At 60.6% G+C, this 19587-nt stretch carries 19 protein-coding genes; 6 read left to right on the top strand and 13 right to left on the bottom strand.

Going from position 1 to position 19587, the window contains the following annotated elements; all coding sequences use genetic code 11:
- Positions 1-2 precede the first annotated feature (2 nt).
- A complete protein-coding gene (locus BR41_RS07135) occupies positions 3-818 on the top strand; it encodes a polysaccharide deacetylase family protein (protein WP_051710410.1) in 816 nt (271 codons plus the stop codon).
- 175 nt (positions 819-993) lie between these two features.
- Here BR41_RS07135 and BR41_RS07130 read toward each other — a convergent pair whose 3' ends face one another.
- Both BR41_RS07130 and BR41_RS07125 read right to left on the bottom strand, forming a co-directional pair.
- On the bottom strand, positions 994-1416 hold the full coding sequence (locus tag BR41_RS07130; protein WP_051710409.1) for a hypothetical protein: 423 nt from the start codon (positions 1414-1416) through the stop codon (positions 994-996).
- Positions 1417-1522: 106 nt separating this feature from the next.
- Positions 1523-2449, bottom strand: coding sequence for a DMT family transporter (locus BR41_RS07125; protein ID WP_084186905.1), 927 nt, complete (start codon positions 2447-2449; stop codon positions 1523-1525).
- 119 nt (positions 2450-2568) lie between these two features.
- Between BR41_RS07125 and BR41_RS07120 the strand changes: the two genes are divergently transcribed.
- Both BR41_RS07120 and BR41_RS07115 read left to right on the top strand, forming a co-directional pair.
- Positions 2569-3459, top strand: coding sequence for a LysR family transcriptional regulator (locus tag BR41_RS07120; protein WP_084186904.1), 891 nt, complete (start codon positions 2569-2571; stop codon positions 3457-3459).
- Positions 3460-3639: 180 nt separating this feature from the next.
- Complete coding sequence (locus BR41_RS07115) at positions 3640-5736, top strand: prolyl oligopeptidase family serine peptidase (protein WP_035054607.1); 2097 nt, start codon at positions 3640-3642, stop codon at positions 5734-5736.
- Between the two features lie 11 nt (positions 5737-5747).
- Here the strand turns inward: BR41_RS07115 and BR41_RS07110 are convergent, their stop codons facing one another.
- The 5 genes from BR41_RS07110 to BR41_RS07095 all read right to left on the bottom strand — a co-directional run bounded on the left by BR41_RS07110 (position 5748) and on the right by BR41_RS07095 (position 9422).
- Complete coding sequence (locus BR41_RS07110; protein ID WP_035054605.1) at positions 5748-6038, bottom strand: helix-hairpin-helix domain-containing protein; 291 nt, start codon at positions 6036-6038, stop codon at positions 5748-5750.
- A gap of 86 nt (positions 6039-6124) precedes the next feature.
- Positions 6125-6637: a hypothetical protein gene (locus BR41_RS24050; protein WP_156970594.1), complete on the bottom strand. Its 513-nt coding sequence runs from the start codon at positions 6635-6637 to the stop codon at positions 6125-6127.
- 67 nt (positions 6638-6704) lie between these two features.
- Complete coding sequence (locus BR41_RS07105) at positions 6705-7241, bottom strand: YaeQ family protein (protein ID WP_035054603.1); 537 nt, start codon at positions 7239-7241, stop codon at positions 6705-6707.
- Positions 7242-7531: 290 nt separating this feature from the next.
- A complete protein-coding gene (locus BR41_RS07100) occupies positions 7532-8224 on the bottom strand; it encodes an acid phosphatase (RefSeq protein ID WP_035054948.1) in 693 nt (230 codons plus the stop codon).
- A gap of 115 nt (positions 8225-8339) precedes the next feature.
- The gene (locus BR41_RS07095) at positions 8340-9422 is read right to left on the bottom strand and encodes an AsmA family protein (protein ID WP_035054601.1); all 1083 of its coding nucleotides are present in this window, start codon (positions 9420-9422) and stop codon (positions 8340-8342) included.
- 113 nt (positions 9423-9535) lie between these two features.
- Between BR41_RS07095 and sigJ the strand changes: the two genes are divergently transcribed.
- From sigJ to BR41_RS07080, 3 genes are all read left to right on the top strand, one after another.
- Positions 9536-10411, top strand: a complete 876-nt coding sequence (gene sigJ, locus BR41_RS07090) for an RNA polymerase sigma factor SigJ (protein ID WP_245615823.1) — start codon at positions 9536-9538, stop codon at positions 10409-10411.
- A gap of 350 nt (positions 10412-10761) precedes the next feature.
- Positions 10762-11220: a carboxymuconolactone decarboxylase family protein gene (locus BR41_RS07085; protein WP_035054600.1), complete on the top strand. Its 459-nt coding sequence runs from the start codon at positions 10762-10764 to the stop codon at positions 11218-11220.
- A 128-nt stretch (positions 11221-11348) separates the two neighbouring features.
- The gene (locus BR41_RS07080) at positions 11349-11921 is read left to right on the top strand and encodes a cysteine hydrolase family protein (protein ID WP_035054598.1); all 573 of its coding nucleotides are present in this window, start codon (positions 11349-11351) and stop codon (positions 11919-11921) included.
- A 186-nt stretch (positions 11922-12107) separates the two neighbouring features.
- On the opposite strand, the gene BR41_RS07075 is transcribed toward BR41_RS07080, so the two are convergent.
- From BR41_RS07075 to BR41_RS07050, 6 genes are all read right to left on the bottom strand, one after another.
- The gene (locus BR41_RS07075) at positions 12108-12458 is read right to left on the bottom strand and encodes a cytochrome C oxidase subunit IV family protein (protein ID WP_051710405.1); all 351 of its coding nucleotides are present in this window, start codon (positions 12456-12458) and stop codon (positions 12108-12110) included.
- 252 nt (positions 12459-12710) lie between these two features.
- Entirely contained in the window at positions 12711-13391 is a 681-nt protein-coding gene (locus BR41_RS07070) for a heme-copper oxidase subunit III family protein (protein WP_035054596.1), read from the bottom strand.
- A gap of 229 nt (positions 13392-13620) precedes the next feature.
- Positions 13621-14217 (bottom strand): cytochrome c oxidase subunit 3, encoded by a 597-nt coding sequence (locus BR41_RS07065; RefSeq protein ID WP_035054594.1) that lies wholly within the window; start codon positions 14215-14217, stop codon positions 13621-13623.
- Entirely contained in the window at positions 14214-15956 is a 1743-nt protein-coding gene (ctaD, locus tag BR41_RS07060; RefSeq protein WP_035054590.1) for a cytochrome c oxidase subunit I, read from the bottom strand. Before ctaD ends, BR41_RS07065 begins: the two co-directional genes overlap by 4 nt.
- A 261-nt stretch (positions 15957-16217) precedes the next feature.
- The gene (locus tag BR41_RS07055) at positions 16218-17357 is read right to left on the bottom strand and encodes a cytochrome c oxidase subunit II (protein ID WP_035054588.1); all 1140 of its coding nucleotides are present in this window, start codon (positions 17355-17357) and stop codon (positions 16218-16220) included.
- A 316-nt stretch (positions 17358-17673) separates the two neighbouring features.
- Positions 17674-18906, bottom strand: coding sequence for a DUF1615 domain-containing protein (locus tag BR41_RS07050; RefSeq protein ID WP_281173999.1), 1233 nt, complete (start codon positions 18904-18906; stop codon positions 17674-17676).
- Positions 18907-19587: the final 681 nt, after the last annotated feature.

Genomic DNA, 19587 nt, shown 5'->3' with positions numbered 1-19587 from the left:
CCATGCGCCACCTGAAACGCCTTGCCTGGCTGTCGATGCTGTTGATCGCAGCGAGTCTGTATGTGACCAGGCCCGTGTTCGCCGCCGTGCCCGCCGATGAAAAGCCCGTCCAGAAAGTGCGCACCGAATTCCTCAAGAACTGGGAGCAGGTGCCGCTGGAAGACCTGGAGAGGCAAGCCGCCAAGTATCGCGGCAGCTATTTTCTGGAAGGGCTGCACAACACCAAGCGCATCGCGCTGACCTTCGACGACGGCCCCAGCCTCTATACGCCGCAGCTGCTCAAGGTGCTGGATAAATACGGCGTGAAAGCCACGTTCTTCGTCATGGGCGTGCATATCGAAGAATTCCCCGACATCGCCCGCGCCACGCTCAAAGCCGGCCACACCCTCGCCAACCACAGTTACGACCACCCCTACCTGACCAAGCTCAGCCCGACGCAATTCTGGGACGACCAATTCGGCCGCACCCAGGCCATCTTCCAGAAAACGCTCGGCATCAAACCGGCCCTGCTCCGCCCGCCCTATGGCTTCCTCACTGATGGGCAGGTCGAAACGCTGCGGGACAAAGGCTTCAAGCTCATCCTGTGGTCGATCGATACGCAGGACTGGTACGTGGCGCAGCGCTTTGGGGCAGCCAACTCATTGTTCAAGACCGTGCAGGAGCATATCCACGACGAGGCCATCATCCTGATGCATGACGGCGGCGGTTACCGGCAGGACTCGGTCGATGCGGTCGATATGCTGATTCCGGCGCTCAAGAAGCAGGGCTACGAGTTCGTCACGGTCGATCAGCTGATTGGGGCCAAGCCTTATCAGTGAGTGCAGCTGCTAGCACAGCGTGTAGGGCGCAATCCCCAAAGGGCATTGCGCCGCACCATCCTTACGCATGGAGGCTTGGCATTTGGTAACTAGCCATAGGGGATGACGGCACCGTTATTCCTCTCCTGTGCCGTGCGAATCCATCACTGTGCGCATCAAAGATGCGCACGTAGATTTAAGTTGCCGTTTTATGGGCGGTAGGCGGTCGACGGTCTATTTCGAGTCTTGCACCCCACAGTCCCAGTGCGCCGACGGGTAGCAGCAGAGCCCACTGCGGCAACTGGAGCAGCATATGCGGCCCGGCGTAAATCAGGTCAACGAGAACAAACACCGCGCCAAAACCCAGCCACAAGTAAGACACCAGCGTGACTGTGGCCGTCGACCGCACCGCTGACGGTCGTAGCGCGAGTCCCAAAGTAATGGCCGAGAGAGTGAGCGCCGCCGTTACTAAATGCCAGCAGGCCAACAGCAACAGACTCACTTCGGGCTTCAAGCCTGATTGCAATAGCGGGCCTTCAATTTCCGGCGTGCCGCCAAAGGTATGCAATGCGGCAGTGAACGAGGCGAGGAGCGCGGCGGCGAGCAGTGGGCGGTTCATATGTACTTTCCTTTCAAAAGAGATGAGGCAAAAAGGGAGGTGCTCATGCCGGTAAGCCCTTGCAGCGCTAGCTCAACGTTTGTTTCGCTACCCCCCAGCGTCAGAATCAGCGCCCAGTCGCGGGCATCACTGCCGCCGGCACCGCGCCTGCCACCCCACCCGGCTTGTAGGACGAATACAGCACACCACCGATGACCAATGCCGCGCCAATGACCTGCGCCAGCGCAACCGGTTGCCCCAGCGCCACGCCAATCAGGGTCGCAAAGATCGGCACCAGATTCATGAAGACCCCCGCCTTGGCCGGGCCGATCTTGCGCACGCCGTCGTTCCACCACATGTAGGCCAGCACCGAACCGCACACGCTCATGACGATCACCGCAATGATCACGCCGATGGGCGGCACGGCCATGAAGTCTGGCGTAATGGCAGTGGCAAAACCACCCATCAACAGGCCACCCATCACAATGGTCGCCACGGTGATTTGCAGCGGCGCCATGCCCTGGATGAAGCGCTTCGGAATGATCGAATAGATCGCCCAGCCGATGGCCGACAGCAGCACCAGCAAGTCGCCGTGCTTGAACGACAACGACAACAGCGTATGCAGTGACCCGCCGCTCACCACCGTCGCTACCCCAACCAAGCCCAGCAGCAGGCCGACCAGTTGCCGGCCGTTGATGCGTTCACCAATCAGTACGGCAGAAAACAGTGTGATCAGCGCCGGATTCAGCCCCATGATCAGCGCCGCATTCACCGGCGACGTGGATTTCAGGCCATAGAACAGCGAGATATTGAAGCCGCAGATGCCGACAAAAGCCATCGCCAGCAGCGGCAGGAAGTTGCGCCGCATCGCGCTGAAATCCAGACCTTCGCGTAATCCCACCAGCGGCAAGAGGATCAGGCCAGCCAACAGGAAGCGCCAGCCGCCGACGGCAACCGGGTGGACGTACGCCACCGCGTACTTGCCCAGATGGAACATCATCGCCCAGAAGAAAGTGCTCAGGCCCAAGCGCAGCCAAGTCATTGTATTGCCCATGATCGTTCCCCTTTCTTGAAACCGGATGAAACTGCTATGAGGCGATTATAATTTTCCAGATTCGCAAAGAATTTTGAGAATATGCAAAACCATTTGCCAGATATGGAAATGAGAAAGCAATGAGTAATATGCTCGATTGGAATGATCTCAAATACTTTCTTGCTGTTGCCCGTGGCGGTGGTCTGACCCCGGCCGCCATCGCGCTGCGCACCAGCGCCTCGACGGTTTCCCGCCATATCGATGCAATGGAAGCCCGGCTGGGCGCGCGCCTGTTCCTGCGGCAGCAGCGTGGCTATCTGCTCACCGATCAGGGCAGCGCCTTGTTCGAGCACGTGGCGGAAGTCGAGCGGGCCATGCAGGCGGTCGAGCGCAATGGCGGTCAATTTGGCGGCGAAGTGGCCGGGCGGGTCAAACTGGCGACCACCGAAACGCTGGCGACCTATCTGATCGCCCCCAACCTCGTCGAATTCACCCGCCGCTATCCGCAGGTGCAGGTCGAGCTGGTGGTCAGTCTCAAGCTTGCCGATCTCTCCAGCCGCGAAGCCGATCTGGCCCTGCGGACCGTCGGCCCGGAGGTACGCGGCAGCGAGCAGGATTACATCGCCCACCATCTAGGCGCGTTTCGCTTCGGCCTCTATTGCGCGCCCCACGCGCTCACGCATGTCGCGCACTGGCGCGAGCTGGATTACATCTCGTGGGATGAAGCCGGCATGAACTTGCCGATGGGCCAATGGCTGACGGCGCTATTCCCCGGGAAGGAACCCATCTTGCGCACCAACAGCATCCAGGCGCAGTACATGGCCGCTCGCAGCGGCTTGGGCGCCACCATGCTGCCGCGCTTCGTCGGCGACGCCGACCCCGGCTTGCGCCGGCTGTGCAACGAAGAGATGTCGACCAACCGCGAGTTATGGATGGTCTATCACCGTGATCTGAAAGCCAGCCAGCGTGTGCTGGCGATCCGTGATTTCGTGCTGGAGCTGGTGCAACGGCATGTGCTGGCGGATGTGTGATGAGGGGGAGAGCACGGTCGTCCTCAGCCTGCTTGCGGAGGGCATCTATGCGCCTATCCGCCGTCGATCGGTTTCGCTTGCTGGATAGGTTCCGCGAACCGAGATAGTAAATTCTGGCGTGTGTGGGACACGGTTTTCCTGCAAGGTCAGGCACTTCCCCTGCACTTATGAGGTGTCGCTATGCCGCGTTCTGACCCTTGGCCCTTATCGCCCGATCCCTTCCTGTCGCTCGAAACCCTCAATGATCCCGCCGCATTGGCATGGGTTGAGCAGCAAAATGCAAACACGCTTGCTGCATGGTGCAGCAAGCCGAGCTTCGAGACGCTGGCACAGCGCTTGGCGCATGCCTACTTGCCGCATGAGCAGCCCGTGATCCCGAGCCGTTGGCAAGGCTGGGCCTACGATTTCCGGCAGGATGAGCACAATCCGAAAGGCATCTGGCGGCGCATGCCCTGGGCGAGTTGGCGCAGCGGTGAATCCGTCTGGCAGAACCTGCTCGACATCGATGCGCTTGGCGTTGCGGAGGGTGTGTCGTGGGTATGTGTCGGCACGTATATCTTGTATCCCGATGGCGATCGCGCGTTGATCTCATTGTCCCCCGGTGGTTCCGACGCGACCGTGGTACGTGAATTCGATCTAGAGCGGCAATGCTTCGTCGAAGACGGGTTCGTCATCAGTGAAGCGGGCAAGCACACGATCTCCTGGATCGACCGAAATACGGTTTATCTCGGATGGGATAACGGCGGCGCGACATTGACGCGCTCCGGCTACCCACGCGAAGCACGGCGCTGGGTACGCGGTACTGCGCTCGCATCTGCGCCGGTTGTGTTCAGCGGCGAATTCGACGATGACTACGCTGTAGCGGTCTACGACCCGATCGAACAGCGTCATGCTGCGTATCGCGGTGTCGACACTTTCGATAGCCACGCGTATTACGCCGATGCAGCAGGCACTTGGCACCGCTACGACATCCCCACGCACGTCACGGTGAGCGCGTGGCGCGGCTGGTTGCTGTTTCAGCCGCGACTCGACTGGCAGTGTGGCGGCGTGTGTTATTCGGGCGGTGCCTTGCTGGCGATGCGGGAAGCCGAATTTCTAACCGGTGGCCGCAGCTTTGTCCCACTCTTTAAGCCAACGGCGCGAATGTCGGAATGCGGATGGGGGCATACGCGCCATTACCTGATCGTGTCTTATCTGGATGACGTGCAGAGCCGCACGATGCTTTGGCAGCCCACGCAGTCCGAAGATGGCCGTTGGGATTGGAAATCGCGGGCTTTCCCGACGCGCGAAGGTTCGCAGATCGAAGTCTCTGCGCTTGAACCGACGCTTGACGACGAGGTGTATGTCTCTGCCAGCGATTACCTGCTCCCGCCAGGGTACTGGCTGGCCGATTTGGCGCGTGATGCGTTGGACGAATGGGAGTTGATCGACCGCTGGCCGACCCAGTTCGACTCGACCCCCTACGAGGTGAAACGTGGCTATGCGCAGTCGGCAGATGGCACGCAAGTGCCGTGGACGTTGATTGCACCACGCTCAGCGTCGGGGGACGTGCAAGTGCCACGGCCTTGTTACCTGACCGGCTACGGTGGTTTTGGCATACCGCTCACACCGCACTATCTGACCGGCCTGGGCATCGGCTGGCTGGCGCGGGGCGGGGTGGTTGCGTTCGCGCATATTCGCGGGGGCGGTGAGTTTGGGCCGAAATGGCATCAGGCGGCGCAAGGGGAGCATCGACAACGCGCGTTCGACGACTTCATCGCGGTTGCGCAGGCATTGATTGCCGATGGTGTGACCACTGCGGCGCAACTCGGCATCCAGGGCGGCAGCAATGGCGGCTTGCTGGTGGCCGCGTGCATGATGCAGCGCCCTGATCTGTTTGGCGCAGTCGTCAGCGAAGTGCCGCTGCTCGACATGAGCCGTTATCACTTGTTGCACGCGGGCGCTTCCTGGCTCGACGAGTACGGTGACCCTGATGATCCGGGTGACGCTGGCATCCTGGCCGCCTATTCGCCATACCATCGCGTGACGGCCGCTGCGGTTTATCCGCCCGTGCTGTTCACAACCTCCACCAGCGATGACCGTGTCCACCCCGGACACGCTCGCAAGATGGTCGCGCGGATGCAGGCGCTCGGACATGCACACGTGTGGTACCGGGAGCAGACGGATGGCGGGCACGGCGGCGGTTCTGATGCACTCGAGCACGCAAGGCATGATGCGATGGTGTACGAGTTTTTGTGGTCTTGCCTGAGTGGTGCAGCGCCCGATACGCATCGCTGATGCCGCTGTGTTCAACCCACCTTGCGTTGCTCGGCGAGCCTTTTGCGCTCCGCCGTGAACGACCACCACGGCAACGCCGGGCCGCCTTCCATGAAGGCAACGACCGCCATGAACACATCGATCACACAGGGATCGTGCCGCGTGCCGGTTTTCGCGCAGAGCGCGTCATACATCTCGAACGGCTGTCGGCCGATGAGTTGCTGCGGGTCATGAATGCCAAGCAAACGCAAATCGGCCGCACCTGCCTTGCCGATATTGGGCAGGTCTTCGAGTTTGGTGGTGTGGGATTGGTCTGCGAGCACAGCTAGTAGTATTCAGAATACTGTGGAAAGGGATGTTTACTTGCGTGAGTTATGCGCAGGTTACTGATAACTCACGCTTTATCACATTATTGGCAATGTGAGCCCGCACCATTTAACGCTTCTTTCCAGGCTCTTTTTTCGAAAGAAGGATCAGGTCTTTCTACGCCATCAACAGTTTCTGTAAGTGATACTGAGCAGGTGGTTGAAGTGGATGTTACCGTTGCTGAATAAGAGCCACTTGATTTTGGTGTGAACGTTCCAATGATTTTGCAATACATTTTGTCTTTGTCTGGAAGTGTCGCCATGCCAGGTTTGGTTGTATAGGAAATCCAAAAAGAGAATGCTTTATTAGGCTCGATTTTCATTGCTTTGAATGAATTTTTGCCTATGAGTACCTTGGACGCATCGGTGGTAAAGCCTTGTATCCCGCCAGAACAGTCTTTTGCATTAACAAACCACAATGGGGCGAAATACCCGTCCGATTTATTGATAAATCGTAGTGTTGCTGCATCGCTCTGTGTTGGTTCTACATATTTGGGCGTAGAAACACATCCACACAGAACTAAAAACACGAGAGCTATTAAGTGCCTTGTTTTCATTTTCGCTAATCCTGAAGATTGATGTAGAAAGAATGACCTTAAGAATAAGGTGTGTCGATTTTTAAACCTACTTCAACGTCGTCAACTCCACCAACAAATTCGTCTTGTCATTCGACAACCACAATTGCCCGTCCTGAATCGTCGCCTGCAATTGCATGCTTCGTTCCGCCATTTCACCCAATGCCGTCAGCGTTTCCGGGGCGACGTTGAGCACGTGCAGGTGATCGAAGCGCGTGGTTTGGCCCTTGATGCCATCCCACCAGATATCCACGGTGCGGCCGCCGTAGGCGTAGAGCCAGACTTCAGCGGCGCGGTTGCAGGCTTTGCGCAGGCGTTTTTCGTCGGGCAGGCCGAGTTCGATCCACAGTTCGATTTCGTCGACGAGGTTCTTTTGCCAGACCGCGGCATCCTCTTCATCGCTGATGCCGCGGCCGAATTCGAGCGTGTCGCTGGCGTGGCGGGCGAAGGCGAGCACGCGCAGCATCATGCGCTCGTCGGTTTCCGAAGGATGGCGGGCGATGGTCAGCGAATGCTGGCCGTAATAGCCGCGATCCATATCGGCGATATTGAGATCGGCTTTGTAGATGGTGGCTTTGAGGGCCATGAGCAGCTCGGCGGAAAATGAAAAAAGCCGCCCAGTTTACCCGGACGGCAAGGAGCCGCTAACAAAACCCTGCTGGCATTGTTGTGCTCGCTTGCCGTATGCGCTTGTTCACAATTTACGATACGCGGTTTTCTCCCCTCGCCCACTTGTGGGAGAGGGGTTGGGGGTGAGGGGGCTTGCCAAGTGCTGTGTCCTTTTCACGACCCTCTCCCTAACCCTCTCCCACAAGTGGGCGAGGGGACAAAAATCGCGCGGCCTCCAATGCCTCCGCGCTTTTGGCTAGCTCGAAATCACAAACCCAGCGCCGCGCGCAGTTCCGCCTTGGCCGGGGCGTATTCGGCCTTGAAATCGTCGTGCATGAACATGTTTTCGGCGATCAAGGCACCGGCGGTGCGGCCCATGATGATGTCCGAGCGGTAGTGGATGCCGGCGATCACGCGGTTTTCGGCGTATTCGGCAGCGCGGGCGAAGATCTCGTTGCGCTTTTCCGGGACCATGTCAGCCAACACCGTGGCCATCAGGTAGCCGACGGTGGCGTGGCCAGACGGCCAGGAGCCGGAGCTGGAGAGCTTCACGATCGGCTTCACTTCTTTGGACAGAAGATGCGGGCGCGGGCGCTTCCATGCGTCCTTGGCCGGATCGACCACTGCACCTTCGCTCTCTACTACGCGTTCGAAGAAAGCGGCGAACTTGGGCAGCTTGTCGGCGGTGAATTTCGGGCCGAGCACGTTGGCAAAACGCCAGACGTTTTCGGTGGCATCGGCCTTGGCGGCGGCTTCTTGCGCCGGGGTGCGGCTCACTTGCAGTGCCAGCACTTCGTTCAGTTCCAGCCGGGTTTGCAAGGATTCGTTCGCGGGCGGCGCGGGCAGGAAGCGGGTCAGGTCGACATCCTGGGCGGTGACGAAAGGCTTGGCGTCGGCAGCGTGGGCCTGCACGAAACCGAACGAGGCGAAGAGGGCGAGGGCGGCGAGTGTGTTGCGCATGATGCGGGGCACCTGTTATTGGGTAAAGGCCGCATCGTAGGGAGGGCGCATTGCAGGGTGATGACTGAGCCGGAGGCAGTGTCACCCCGGCCGGCAAGCCGTCCGGGCTACGTGCCTACTGCCCGAACAGTTTGCCGATGGTTTTGCCGACGCCCTCTGCCAGACCTTTCACGCTCACGCCCAGCCCTTCGGCCAAACCGGCGCCAATACGCTTGGTCATGTTCTCGTTGAGCGAGAAATGCGGGTCGTCCAGATTACCGTCGAGGGTGAACTTGAGGGCGATCTTGCCGCTCTGGTCTTTCATGCCATTGATGACCACGTCGCGCGGCATGCCCATGAAAGTGCTCCACGCGCCGCCGCCAGCGGTCAGCTCCAGATCGGTGAGCGTGATGGTGCCGGGGGCGTGCAGGTGGCGCTTGGCGATGGCGGATTTCAGGTCGAGATCCATCGTGCCGTGCTTCACGCCGGTTTCGGATGCCTTGATCAGATAGGGCTGCAGCGAGATCAGGTCGACGCCACGTAGCGTGGTGGTCAGGTCGCTATCCTGATCGGCAAAGATCATCCAGCCACCGATCTTGGCTGAACCATCGCGGCGGGTGCCTTTGATGGTGGCGGTGGCATCCAGCTCGCTCTTGTTATTGAGCGCAGGCAGATGCAGGTCGTCGAGTTTGATGTTGGCGTCGGTCAGTTGCAGTTTGTGCGCTGGCCGGCGAATGCTGGAATCGTAGGAATCGACCGCGCCGTGTTCCAGCGCGATCCGGTCGATCACCACCTGCAGCGCAGTGCTGGGCGAGGAAGCGTTATCGCCGCTAGCCGCTGTCTTGGCCCGCTCCAGCAGGCTGGGCAGCAATCGCACCTTGCCGTTTGCCGTGCGCCAGATCGAGAGATAAGCACCTTGAACGGTGATCTTGTGGATGTGGATATTGGCCGACAGCAGGGCGCGTACATCCGGCTCGATGATGATTCGCTCGGCACGCAATGCATCGTCGGTCGGCCAGCCTTTCGGGCCTTTGATGCGCAGGTTGGTGACTTCGATGGCCGACCAGCCCAGCTTGATCTCGCCGATTTCGCTGTCCGGCCCGAGCGCTTCGACCACCTTGGCCTGCAGCGCGCCGCCAGCGAAATGCAGGCCGATGATGGCCGCGATGGCGAGGAGCATGGCCAAGCCGAGGGCCCAGAGCAGAAGGCGTTTGAACATAAGAGTGATCTGGTCCGGCGTAAAAGTTGCAATTGTCTTTGCCGGCTGTCACAAAGTCGATGGCTGGAACGTCTAGTTATGTTTCGGTTTTTCAATTTATCGAGAGGATTGTCGTGAACGCGCCGCTGCACCATTTCAACGCCGCCCGCCCACGCCTGTTCGGTTTGGCCTACCGCATGCTCGGCACGCGCGCCGATGCCGAAGACATCGTGCAGGAAGCCTACCTGCGCTGGCACGATGAGGATGCTGCTGGCATCGATGCGCCCGAGGCCTGGCTGGTGACCATCGTCACCCGGCTCGCCATCGACCGGCTACGGGTGGTCAAGCGCGAGCGGGAACACTACATCGGGCCGTGGTTGGCGGAACCGTTGCTCACCGCCGAGCTGCCGTCGCCGGAATGGCAGCTGGAATTCGCCAGCGATGTGTCGCTGGCTTTTCTGAATGTGCTTGAGCGGCTGGGCCCGGAAGAGCGCGCTGCTTTCCTGCTACGTGAAGTGTTCGATGCAGACTACGCCGACATCGCCGTCACACTCGCCAAAAGCGAGGCCGCCTGCCGGCAACTTGTCAGCCGCGCCAGCAAGCGGGTGAAGCAAGACACTCCCCGCTTCGAGGTCGCGCCGGAAGACCACCTGCGGTTGCTGCAAGCCTTTGCCGATGCGGCAACGAGCGGTGATCCGGCCAAGCTGCAAGCCTTGTTCGCCACCGAGGCGACGCATACCTCCGATGGCGGGGGCAAAGTCATCGCTGCGCTGCGCGTATTGCACGGTGCCGAGCGGCTGGCGAGGTTGTATCAGGTGCTGGCCGGCAATTTCGCCGGGCGCGTGCGTTTCGAGACGACCGAGCTCAATGGCGAGCTGGGCTTGTTGCGTTATACGGATGGTCAGCTCGATTCGGTCATGACCTTCGTCACCGATGGCGTGCAGATTGTTGGGATTTATACGGTGCGGAATCCGGATAAGTTGAGTGGGTTGGGCAAGATTGCCCCGTAGCCCAGCCGGAGTCTGTTCATAAGCGGCCCCGCCGACAATGGCGTCCGGGCTACGTTTCTGCTTCAAGCTCCGTTAGCGGGGTCAAACCCTTGTAGGAGCGAGCTTGCTCGCGATTGCATTGTTTCATCCGATACCGCCATCGCGAGCAAGCTCGCTCCTACAAGTTGCCACACGTAGCCCGGACGGCTTGCCGGCCGGGGTGGCATCGTTCACCGAAGCCCCCGGCCGCAAATGCGTCCGGGCTACGTTTTGTAGGTTTTTGCACCAGCGTTGTCACAAATGCATGCGCTGCTTCGTCTAGTGGTTGGAACCGGCAATTTGGCCGGTCATTCATCCCAACGGAGCAAACCATGTCCCAATCCCGCCTGCCCTACGCCACCCTCGCCCCCGAAGCCTACAAGGCGATGATCGAACTCAGCGCCGCTGTCGATCGCTCGCCCTTGGGCAAGCCACTGATCGAGCTGCTGTTCCTGCGCATCTCGCAAATCAACGGCTGCGCGTATTGCCTCGATATGCACGCCCGCAATCTGCTCAAGGGCGGTGAAGACTTGCAGCGTATCGTCAGCCTGCCGGCCTGGCGTGAAACAACGTTTTTCACCGAGCGTGAGCGTGCGGCGCTGGCGTGGGTCGAGTCGCTCACCCTGATCGCCGAATCGCATGCGCCAGACGAGTTGTTCGATGCGCTGCGGCCGCATTTCACCGACGAAGAAATCGCCGCGCTCACGTTCACCAGTGCGTTGATGAATGCATGGAACCGCATTGCGATCAGCTCGCGCCAGCCGGTGGCGAAGGCGGCGTTGCTGGTGTAAACCGGACCAGGCCGTTTTCTGGTCAGGTGCCCTGAGGAAGTCCTGCACGGCTCCGGTATGCCGGGGCCGTTTCCTTGTCTGGCATCAGCGTGTAGTTTGCTTATTCCTCACCAGACAAAGGCCCCCCGATGAAAACCGCATTCCTGAGCCTGGATTACATCGTCGACATCATGTGCGAAGGCGGCAAGATCGCCCGTTCGGCGCAGCATGCCGCCGACCGCAACATCATTGCCCACGCCAACCGTGCCATCGCGCTGGCGCGTGCCAACGATTGGCTGGTCATTCACGTCAAGGTTGGTTTTTCCTCGTCCTATGCTGAGCAGCCCAAGGGTTCACCGATGTTTGGTCGCGCCAAGGAATTCGGCGCGCTCGATCTCTCCGGCCCCGGCACCGATTTCCACCCGGAGTTGGACGTGCAGCCGCAGGACGCCATCGTCATCAAGCATCGGGTGAGCCCGTTTTATGCGACCGGGCTGGAGGCCGTTCTGCGTGCCCACCGGATCGAGCGCCTGATCATTGCCGGCGTCAGCACTCCGTGGGCAGTGCAGTCCGCCGCACGTGATGCGCATGATCGGGACTACGAGGTGCTGGTGCTTGAGCCCGCCTGCGCGGCGGCGACCGAGGAAGACCATCAGTCATCGATGCGGCTACTCGCAACGATTGCGCGTGTGGTCAATGTTGAGGATTTGCTGGCGATTTGATTGCCAGCATTGCGCTTTTGTCCCCTCTCCCATCCCGTGCAAGGCCTTTAGCCTTGTTCAGGGAAAGTGGGAGAGGGTTAGGGAGAGGGTGGTGAAAAGAGTGTGGAACTTGGCAAGCACCCTCACCCCCAGCCCCTCTCCCACAAGTGTGAGAGGGGAGGAAGCTTGCTCGTGATGGTGAGGGAGTTAACGCTGCGGCGCTTTCTCTGCTGCTGGCTGCGCTGGCGCAAAGTACACATTGCGCGTGCTGGCCGTGTAATCCGCCTCCCCCGCCATCAGCGCTACCAGTACCAACAGGGCCAGCGGCGGCAGCAGGATCGCGTAGACCAGCGCCAGTCGCTCCCACGCCAGATGCATGAACACGCTAACGATCAGCCCGGCCTTGAGCAGCATGAAGGTCACGATCAGAAACCAGCGCAAGTAACCGTGGAAATGGAAGTAGTCGACCAGGTACGAGAAGGTGCTGAGCACGAACAGCAGCGCCCAGATTTTCAGGTACAGGCCGACGGGATGTTGTTGTCCCGATTCGTGTTGCATGGTTTTTCTCCCGAAAAATCGAGAAGCGAAGACAAAAAACCGTTCACCACAGAGGGCACAGAGAGCACAGAGGCCCACAGAGAAAAACAAACCTTGATTGAGAAGGACACCTGTAGGAGCGAGCTTGCTCGCGATGGCAATGGTGAACGGAACAGCGCAATCGCGAGCAAGCTCGCTCCTACATAAGGCGGCGCCTTTCTCTGTGAGCCTCTGTGCTCTCTGTGCCCTCTGTGGTTCAAGACTTTCGGTTTCTCACCACAAATAAAAGAACGCAAAAATGAACACCCACACCAGATCCACAAAGTGCCAATACAACCCGGCGATCTCGACGATCTGGTAATTGCCGCTCTCCTCATAGCGCCCCTTGAGCACCTTGGTGGCGACGGTGAGCAGGTAGATCACCCCGGCGCTGACATGCAGGCCGTGAAAGCCGGTGATCATGAAAAAGCACGCGCCGAATTGCGCTGCGCCCAGCGGGTTGCCCCAAGGGCGGATGCCTTCGTGCACGATCAGTTTGGTCCACTCGAACGCCTGCATGCTGACGAACATCACGCCGAATGCCGCCGTGGCGAACATCAGCGCCGCGGTCTTGGCGCGGTCTTTGCGGTAGGCGCAGTTCACCGCCATCGCCATCGTGCCGCTGCTGCTGATCAGCACGAAGGTCATGATGGCGATCAGGATCAGCGGAATCTTGGCGTTGCCGATGGTCAGCGCGAATACCTCGCTGGCATTGGGCCACGGCACCGGGGATGCCATGCGTTCGGTCATGTAGCCGGTGAGGAAGCAGCCGAAGATGAAGGTGTCGGACAACAGGAAAATCCACATCATCGCCTTGCCGCACGGCACCTTGAAGGCTTCGCGGTCGGCGGACCAGTCGGCGACAAGGCTGCGCAGGCCGGTGGGCTCGGAGGGGGAATGGGTCAGGTGGGCCATGATTGGGTACCTCGCAGTCAGCGTATTGCCGCTTCGCACCTCCCCCTTTTATGCCTGTGCGAATCAAAGATTCGTACGGCAAAGGGGGATTTGGTGTGCGAATCCACGGATTCGCTCAGCCAGGGGATTTCGACATCACCACAAATTGAGGTGCCGCAGAAATCCCCCCTAGCCCCCCTTCGGGGAAGGGGGGAATGGCATTGGTGGCAGGACGAATTGACGTGGATGTTCACCCCCCACCCCCACAAATCGCCTGCAACGTCGCTGGCGGAATCAAGAACAGCACGCCATACAGCACCAGCCACACCAGCAGCAGAAAGTGCCAATACCGCGCGCACAGCTGCACGTTGATGGCCAAGGGCGCGACCTGCTCACTGCGCCAAACGCGCACCAGCACCCACACCCACGCCACCAGCCCGCCGCCCACATGCAGGCCATGCAAGCCGGTGATCAGATAGAAAAAACTGTTGGCTGGATTACCCGCCACCAGATAGCCCTGCGCATGGAGCAGCTGCCATGCCCACCACTGGCCGAGCAGGAACACGATTGCCAGTCCGCCGCCAGCGAATAAGGCCACCTGCGTGCGGCGGCGTTGTTCGTGGCGGGTCGAAACCAGTGCCCATTGCAGCGCCACGCTGCTCAACAGCAGCGCCAGCGTGTTCCAGCGCAGCAGCCACGGCTCGGGCAGGCCGATCCAGTCCGGGCTGCCCAGCCGTACCGCGTAGGCTTGGATGAACTGCAGGAACAGCACGGTGAGCACGCCGATCAGGATCCACAAGCCGACCCGGGCGGCATTGGGCGGGGTGGGATAGACGGCGGAGGTCATGGTTTGTCTCCGTGCCCATGCGTCGCCTCGTCGATGGTCAGGGGCGAGGTAGAGGTCTGCGGCAGGAAGTCCGCATCGGCCTCCGGCACGCTGTAGTCATACGGCCAGCGGTGCACCTGCGGCAGCGCCGGTCCCCAGTTGCCGTGTTGCGGCGGGGTATGCGGGGTTTGCCATTCCAGCGATGCCGCGCCCCACGGGTTCGGCCCGGCCGGTTGGCCGTTGAAGACGCTGCGGATCAGGTTGTAGATGAACACCAGCTGGCACACGCCGACGATCAGCGCCGCCACGGTAATGAACGCATTCAGATACTGGGCGGACGGCGGGATGAATTCGTAATTCGGATAGGCGTAATAGCGGCGCGGCATGCCGAGGATGCCCAGGTAATGCATCGGGAAATAGATGGCGTACGTACCGAGGAAGGTCACCCAGAAATGCAGTTTGCCCAGCGTTTCATTCAGCAGCCGGCCGGTCACTTTCGGGTACCAGTGATAGATGCCGCCGAAGATCGCCAGGATCGGCGACACCCCCATCACCATATGAAAGTGCGCCACCACGAAATAGGTGTTGGAGAGCGGAATATCCGTGCTGACGTTGCCGAGGAACAAGCCGGTCAGCCCGCCAATCGCAAAGGTACTGATGAAGCCCAGCGCGAACAGCATCGGCGTGGTCAGGTGCAGGTTGCCGCGCCACAGCGTCAGCAGCCAGTTGTAGACCTTGATGGCGGTCGGTACGGCGATGATCAGCGTGGTGGTGGCGAAGAAGAAGCCGAAGTACGGATTCATGCCGCTCACGTACATGTGGTGCGCCCACACCACGAAGCTGAGCGCGCCGATGATCACGATCGCCCACACCATCATCCGGTAGCCGAAGATGTTCTTGCGCGCATGCACGCTGAGCAGGTCAGAGACGATGCCAAACGCCGGCAGCGCCACGATGTACACCTCCGGGTGGCCGAAGAACCAGAACAGGTGCTGGAACAGGATCGGGCTGCCGCCCTTGTAGGCCAGCGTCTGCCCCATCGACACCATCGCCGGCATGAAGAAGCTGGTGCCGAGCAGCTTGTCGAACAGCATCATCACACCGCTGACGAATAGCGCCGGGAACGCCAGCAACGCCATGATGCTGGCCACGAAAATGCCCCAGACGGTGAGCGGTAACCGCATCAGCGTCATGCCCTGCGTGCGCGCTTGCAGCACCGTGGTCACGTAATTCAGGCCGCCCATCGTGGCGGCGACGATGAAGGTCACCAGCGAGATCAGCATCAGCACGATGCCGCCATCGCTCCCCGGTGTGCCGGGCAGGATCGCCTGCGGCGGATAGAGTGTCCAGCCCGCGCCGGTCGGCCCGCCGGGTACGAAGAAACTCGCCATCAGGATCAGCACCGCCAGCAGATAGACCCAGTAGCTGAGCATGTTCAGGAACGGGAACACCATATCCCGCGCGCCGACCATCAGCGGGATCAGGTAATTGCCGAAGCCACCGAGGAAGAGCGCCGTGAGCAGGTAGATCACCATGATCATCCCGTGCATGGTGACGAACTGGTAATAGTGATTGGCATCGATGAAGGCCAGGCGGCCGGGAAAGCCGATCTGCATGCGCATCAGGTCGGACAGCACCAGCGCCACCAGCCCGACCAGAATCGCCGTGATCGTGTATTGCACCGCGATTACTTTGTGGTCCTGGCTCCAGACGTATTTGGTCCAGAAGCTTTGTGGGGCGTGGTGTTCGGCATAAGCCATCAGGGACTCCTTGGTTTTGCTCCCCTCGCCCTCGCGTGCAAGGCTTTTGCCTTGTTCAGCGACAATGGGAGAGGGGTCGGGGGAGAGGGCCGACGTTGCAAAAAAGGGCCCTCTCCCTAACCCTCTCCCGCTAATCGCTGAACAAGGCAAAAGCCTTGCACGCGAGGGCGAGGGGACAACGACAGCGCCTTTGGCGCGCGCGTTTGATTTCGCATAAGCCCGGTAAGGCGGGTTACGCTGCGCTAACCCGCCCTACGTTTTTTATTTCTGCGCTGCCTGCTCCCCACCCTTCCCGGAAAGCGATTTGATATACGCCACCAGCGCATTCACTTCCTGATCGTTCAATTCAATCTTCGGCATGATCGGCTGGAAACCCTCGACCTGTTTGGAGTTGGGCGTGGTGATGGCTTCCTTGAGATACGCGTCATCCACCTGCGCGATTTTTCCGCCAGTCAGATGCTCCTGCTTGCCATACAAACCCAGCCACGCCGGCCCCACGCCCGCACTGCCAGTGGCGCTATGGCAGGCCACGCAGCCCTTGCTTTGCGCCAGCGCCTTGCCCTGAGCGACCAATGCATCGCCAGACAAGGCCTGCGTCGGTGTGGCGGGCTGCAGCTGCGATTGTGCAAACGTGGTCTGCTTGCCCAGCCACGCCCGCCAGTCCGCCTCGCTATCCACCACCACATAGCCGCGCATATTGAAATGCCCCACACCGCACAACTGCGCACAGAGGATTTCGTAGCGGCCGGTCTGGGTGGGGGTGAACCAGAAGTAAGTCACCATGCCCGGCACCAGATTCATCCGCGCCCGGAACGGCTGCACGTAGAAATCGTGCAAGACGTCCTTGGAGCGCAGCAGCATCTTCACCGGCTTGTTCACGGGCAGATGCAATTCGGGGGCGCTGACGAGGAGGTTGTCCTGCCCGTGCGGATCAGCCGGGTTCAGGCCGAACGGATTGGCCGGGCTGACGAAGCGCACGTCGGAGGTGCCGAGCCGGCCGTCCTTGCCGGGCAGGCGGAAACTCCACTTCCACTGCTCGCCAACGGCTTCGACCACCAAGGCATCGTCGGGCGGGTTGATCAGGTCGGCATACACGAACAGCCCCGGCGCCAGCATGGCGGCGATACCCAGCGCGGTCAGGCCGATCAGGATCAGCTCCAGTTTCTTGTTCGGCGGCTGGTATTCGGCCTCGTGGCCTTCGCGGCGGCGGAAATGGAGCAGGCAATAGATGATGAAGACATTGACGGCGATGAACACCGCGCCGGTGATCAGCAGGGTGATCGAGAGCGTGTCGTCGATCAGCCCCCAATTGGACGCAAGCGGGGTAAGCCACCAAGGACTGGCGGCATGAAAGAGAACCACGCCAATCAGCAGCGCGATCAGAACGATTGCAAGCGCCATGGAGGTTCACCCCGGCTAAGGGCCGCTTCTCCGCTGTGACACTGCGGTGACAGACCCTGACGCTACCGGCCGTACTGGGCGGCCGGTTCACGCTGTATCAACTTAGCACGGGTGTAACAATCTGCCGGGGGAATGACATTGGCGATCGGGGCGGACGGTCTGCCGGTTGCCCTATCCCCTCTCCCTCGCGTGCAAGGCTCGCCTTGCTCAGCTATTAGTGGGAGAGCGTGCTTGCAAAGGTCGCTGCATGTTGTACAGACCCTCTTCCCCAGCCCCTCTCCCATAAATGGGCGAGGGGAGGACGTAGCCTCGTCCGTTACCGCACCCGTCCCAAACAAGTCTGATACCGTCCATCCACCCGCTTGGCGAACCATTCCGTGGTCAGCTTGCGGGTGATCTTCGGGCTGACCAGCCGGATTTGCGGCATGGCGGCGCGGGGCAGTTTCTGGCCGTGGGCTTCGGCCAGCTCAAACAGCTTGGTGTAGAGCGGCGTCTGGGCGAAGGCGGCGGTTTTCTCGGTCAACAAGTCGCGGCGGATCGCCTCATGGGAGAGCCCCAGCTTGCCGGCGATGCTGAACAGCGCCTGCTCGACATCGCTGGGTTTGCTGTTCGGCACCCCATTTGTGTAGACCAGCAAGTCGCCATCCAGATCGATCTTCTGGCCGGATACTTTTTCCAACGCCAGCTGAAATGCCACATTGCGGCTGGAATAGCGGCCGGCGTTGAAGTCGGCGAAGCGGTAAATCATGTCGGTATATGGCGCGGGGTATTGCAGCAGGATGGCGATGCCGAAATACAGCCCGCCCCGCCGCGTGAAGGCGGTATCGCGCACGCTGGTGGCCATCTTGTAGGGATACGGCCACGCACGGACGTGCGCTTCGGCGAACTCGACGCTGACCTGCATCGGCCCGACGGTACGGATCGGGTTCGGCATGTTGAACGGTAGGCCGAGGTGGGCGGCATCGCGCTGCATGTCCTCGAAGATCCCGTTCATATCGCGCTCGCTTTTCACGTGATCAATGCGGTACTTGTAGCTCTGCCCGTTGGGCGATGGTTTGAGCAGGGCGGTTTGCACCACCAGCAGCGGCACGTGGTAGCCAGCCGCTTTCTCGCCGATCTTCTCCCACACGATCTTGGGCAAGCCGGGCACGGTCGGGTCGCTTTGCCAGCTCGATTCTTGCTCGATCACCGCGTTGGCGGCGCAGAAATACTCCGGTGTGTAGGGGATCTTGAGCGCGGTGAAGGCATCGAGAATGTCATCCGTCCAGCCCTTGCGGTCGCTGATCTTGGGCGGTAGCAGTTGGTTCAACAGCGCCCGGCCCTGGGCTTCGGTCAGACCCGGTTTGGGCGTGGGGATTGGCACCGGGGCTGGTGTCGGCGTGGGCAGGACTTCCACGATCGGCGGCACAGGCGTTGGCGTGACGATAGGTACGGGCGTGGTCGCAGGCGGTGGCGCCACCATGGGGGCGGGCGATTGCGGGGGCTGGCTGGCGCAGCCGGCAACCAGAGTGGTGAGCAGGGCGAGGGCGGGCAGGCGGAGTTCGGACACGGTGTTTGGGGGCGGTGGGCGAGTGAAGTCGCGAGCGTAGGGGATGAGTCTGTGCGACACAATGCTGGTTTGAGTTTTAGTTATGCGGTTATGCGCCGTTGGCGCAGCTAAAAGCATTGCAGCGCGTTCCGCCGCGCGGACGGGGAAGGGACTTTGTCTCGCCAAAGCCCCCTCCACTCCAAAGGCGACCCTGCAAAAGCGTCTGTCGCAAGCGCCAGATACCCCCGCCAGCCAGCCCGTCACGGGCGGGAATCGAAAACTCGGGCCAAGGCCCTCAAACACTCGATCCCCGAAACCCCCGTGCCGGACTGGCTGGCGGGGCGCTTTTGAAAGGGGGCAGACCATCCTCACCCCGGCCCTCTCCTTGAAGGAGAGGGTGACTTGGATTGATGCGGCAGTGTTTCAAGCTGAGCTGCGCTGCTTGGTTGTCTCCCCTCGCCCGTTTACGGGAGAGGGGCCGGGGGAGAGGGCACTCCCACGGGTCGCGCTCTTTTCACGACCCTCACCCTAACCCTCTCCCACAAGTGGGCGAGGGGACAGATCACCTTAGTGCGTCGTTCATTGCACAAAACAGTGGCTGCTGTTCATAACCCCCCTGGTTGCACTGCGCGCCTTTACTCCCTTTCAGCAGCGCCAACCTTTGTTGAACTGCGATGCCACGCATTACCCAACCACCTCACC

The sequence above is a fragment of the Andreprevotia chitinilytica DSM 18519 genome (assembly GCF_000711875.1).
Lineage (GTDB): Bacteria > Pseudomonadota > Gammaproteobacteria > Burkholderiales > Chitinibacteraceae > Andreprevotia > Andreprevotia chitinilytica.
Note: the sequence above shows the minus strand (reverse complement) of the source record. Positions and strands in the feature narration are given on the sequence as shown.

What these genes read in the sequence shown, in the direction of transcription:
- BR41_RS07135 (WP_051710410.1), top strand. Translation starts at nt 3, where the DNA reads ATGCGCCACCTGAAACGCCTTGCCTGGCTGTCGATGCTGTTGATCGCA.
- BR41_RS07130 (WP_051710409.1), bottom strand. Translation starts at nt 1,416, where the DNA reads ATGAACCGCCCACTGCTCGCCGCCGCGCTCCTCGCCTCGTTCACTGCC.
- BR41_RS07125 (WP_084186905.1), bottom strand. Translation starts at nt 2,449, where the DNA reads ATGGGCAATACAATGACTTGGCTGCGCTTGGGCCTGAGCACTTTCTTC.
- BR41_RS07120 (WP_084186904.1), top strand. Translation starts at nt 2,569, where the DNA reads ATGAGTAATATGCTCGATTGGAATGATCTCAAATACTTTCTTGCTGTT.
- BR41_RS07115 (WP_035054607.1), top strand. Translation starts at nt 3,640, where the DNA reads ATGCCGCGTTCTGACCCTTGGCCCTTATCGCCCGATCCCTTCCTGTCG.
- BR41_RS24050 (WP_156970594.1), bottom strand. Translation starts at nt 6,637, where the DNA reads ATGAAAACAAGGCACTTAATAGCTCTCGTGTTTTTAGTTCTGTGTGGA.
- BR41_RS07105 (WP_035054603.1), bottom strand. Translation starts at nt 7,241, where the DNA reads ATGGCCCTCAAAGCCACCATCTACAAAGCCGATCTCAATATCGCCGAT.
- BR41_RS07100 (WP_035054948.1), bottom strand. Translation starts at nt 8,224, where the DNA reads ATGCGCAACACACTCGCCGCCCTCGCCCTCTTCGCCTCGTTCGGTTTC.
- BR41_RS07095 (WP_035054601.1), bottom strand. Translation starts at nt 9,422, where the DNA reads ATGTTCAAACGCCTTCTGCTCTGGGCCCTCGGCTTGGCCATGCTCCTC.
- BR41_RS07085 (WP_035054600.1), top strand. Translation starts at nt 10,762, where the DNA reads ATGTCCCAATCCCGCCTGCCCTACGCCACCCTCGCCCCCGAAGCCTAC.
- BR41_RS07080 (WP_035054598.1), top strand. Translation starts at nt 11,349, where the DNA reads ATGAAAACCGCATTCCTGAGCCTGGATTACATCGTCGACATCATGTGC.
- BR41_RS07075 (WP_051710405.1), bottom strand. Translation starts at nt 12,458, where the DNA reads ATGCAACACGAATCGGGACAACAACATCCCGTCGGCCTGTACCTGAAA.
- BR41_RS07070 (WP_035054596.1), bottom strand. Translation starts at nt 13,391, where the DNA reads ATGGCCCACCTGACCCATTCCCCCTCCGAGCCCACCGGCCTGCGCAGC.
- BR41_RS07065 (WP_035054594.1), bottom strand. Translation starts at nt 14,217, where the DNA reads ATGACCTCCGCCGTCTATCCCACCCCGCCCAATGCCGCCCGGGTCGGC.
- ctaD (WP_035054590.1), bottom strand. Translation starts at nt 15,956, where the DNA reads ATGGCTTATGCCGAACACCACGCCCCACAAAGCTTCTGGACCAAATAC.
- BR41_RS07055 (WP_035054588.1), bottom strand. Translation starts at nt 17,357, where the DNA reads ATGGCGCTTGCAATCGTTCTGATCGCGCTGCTGATTGGCGTGGTTCTC.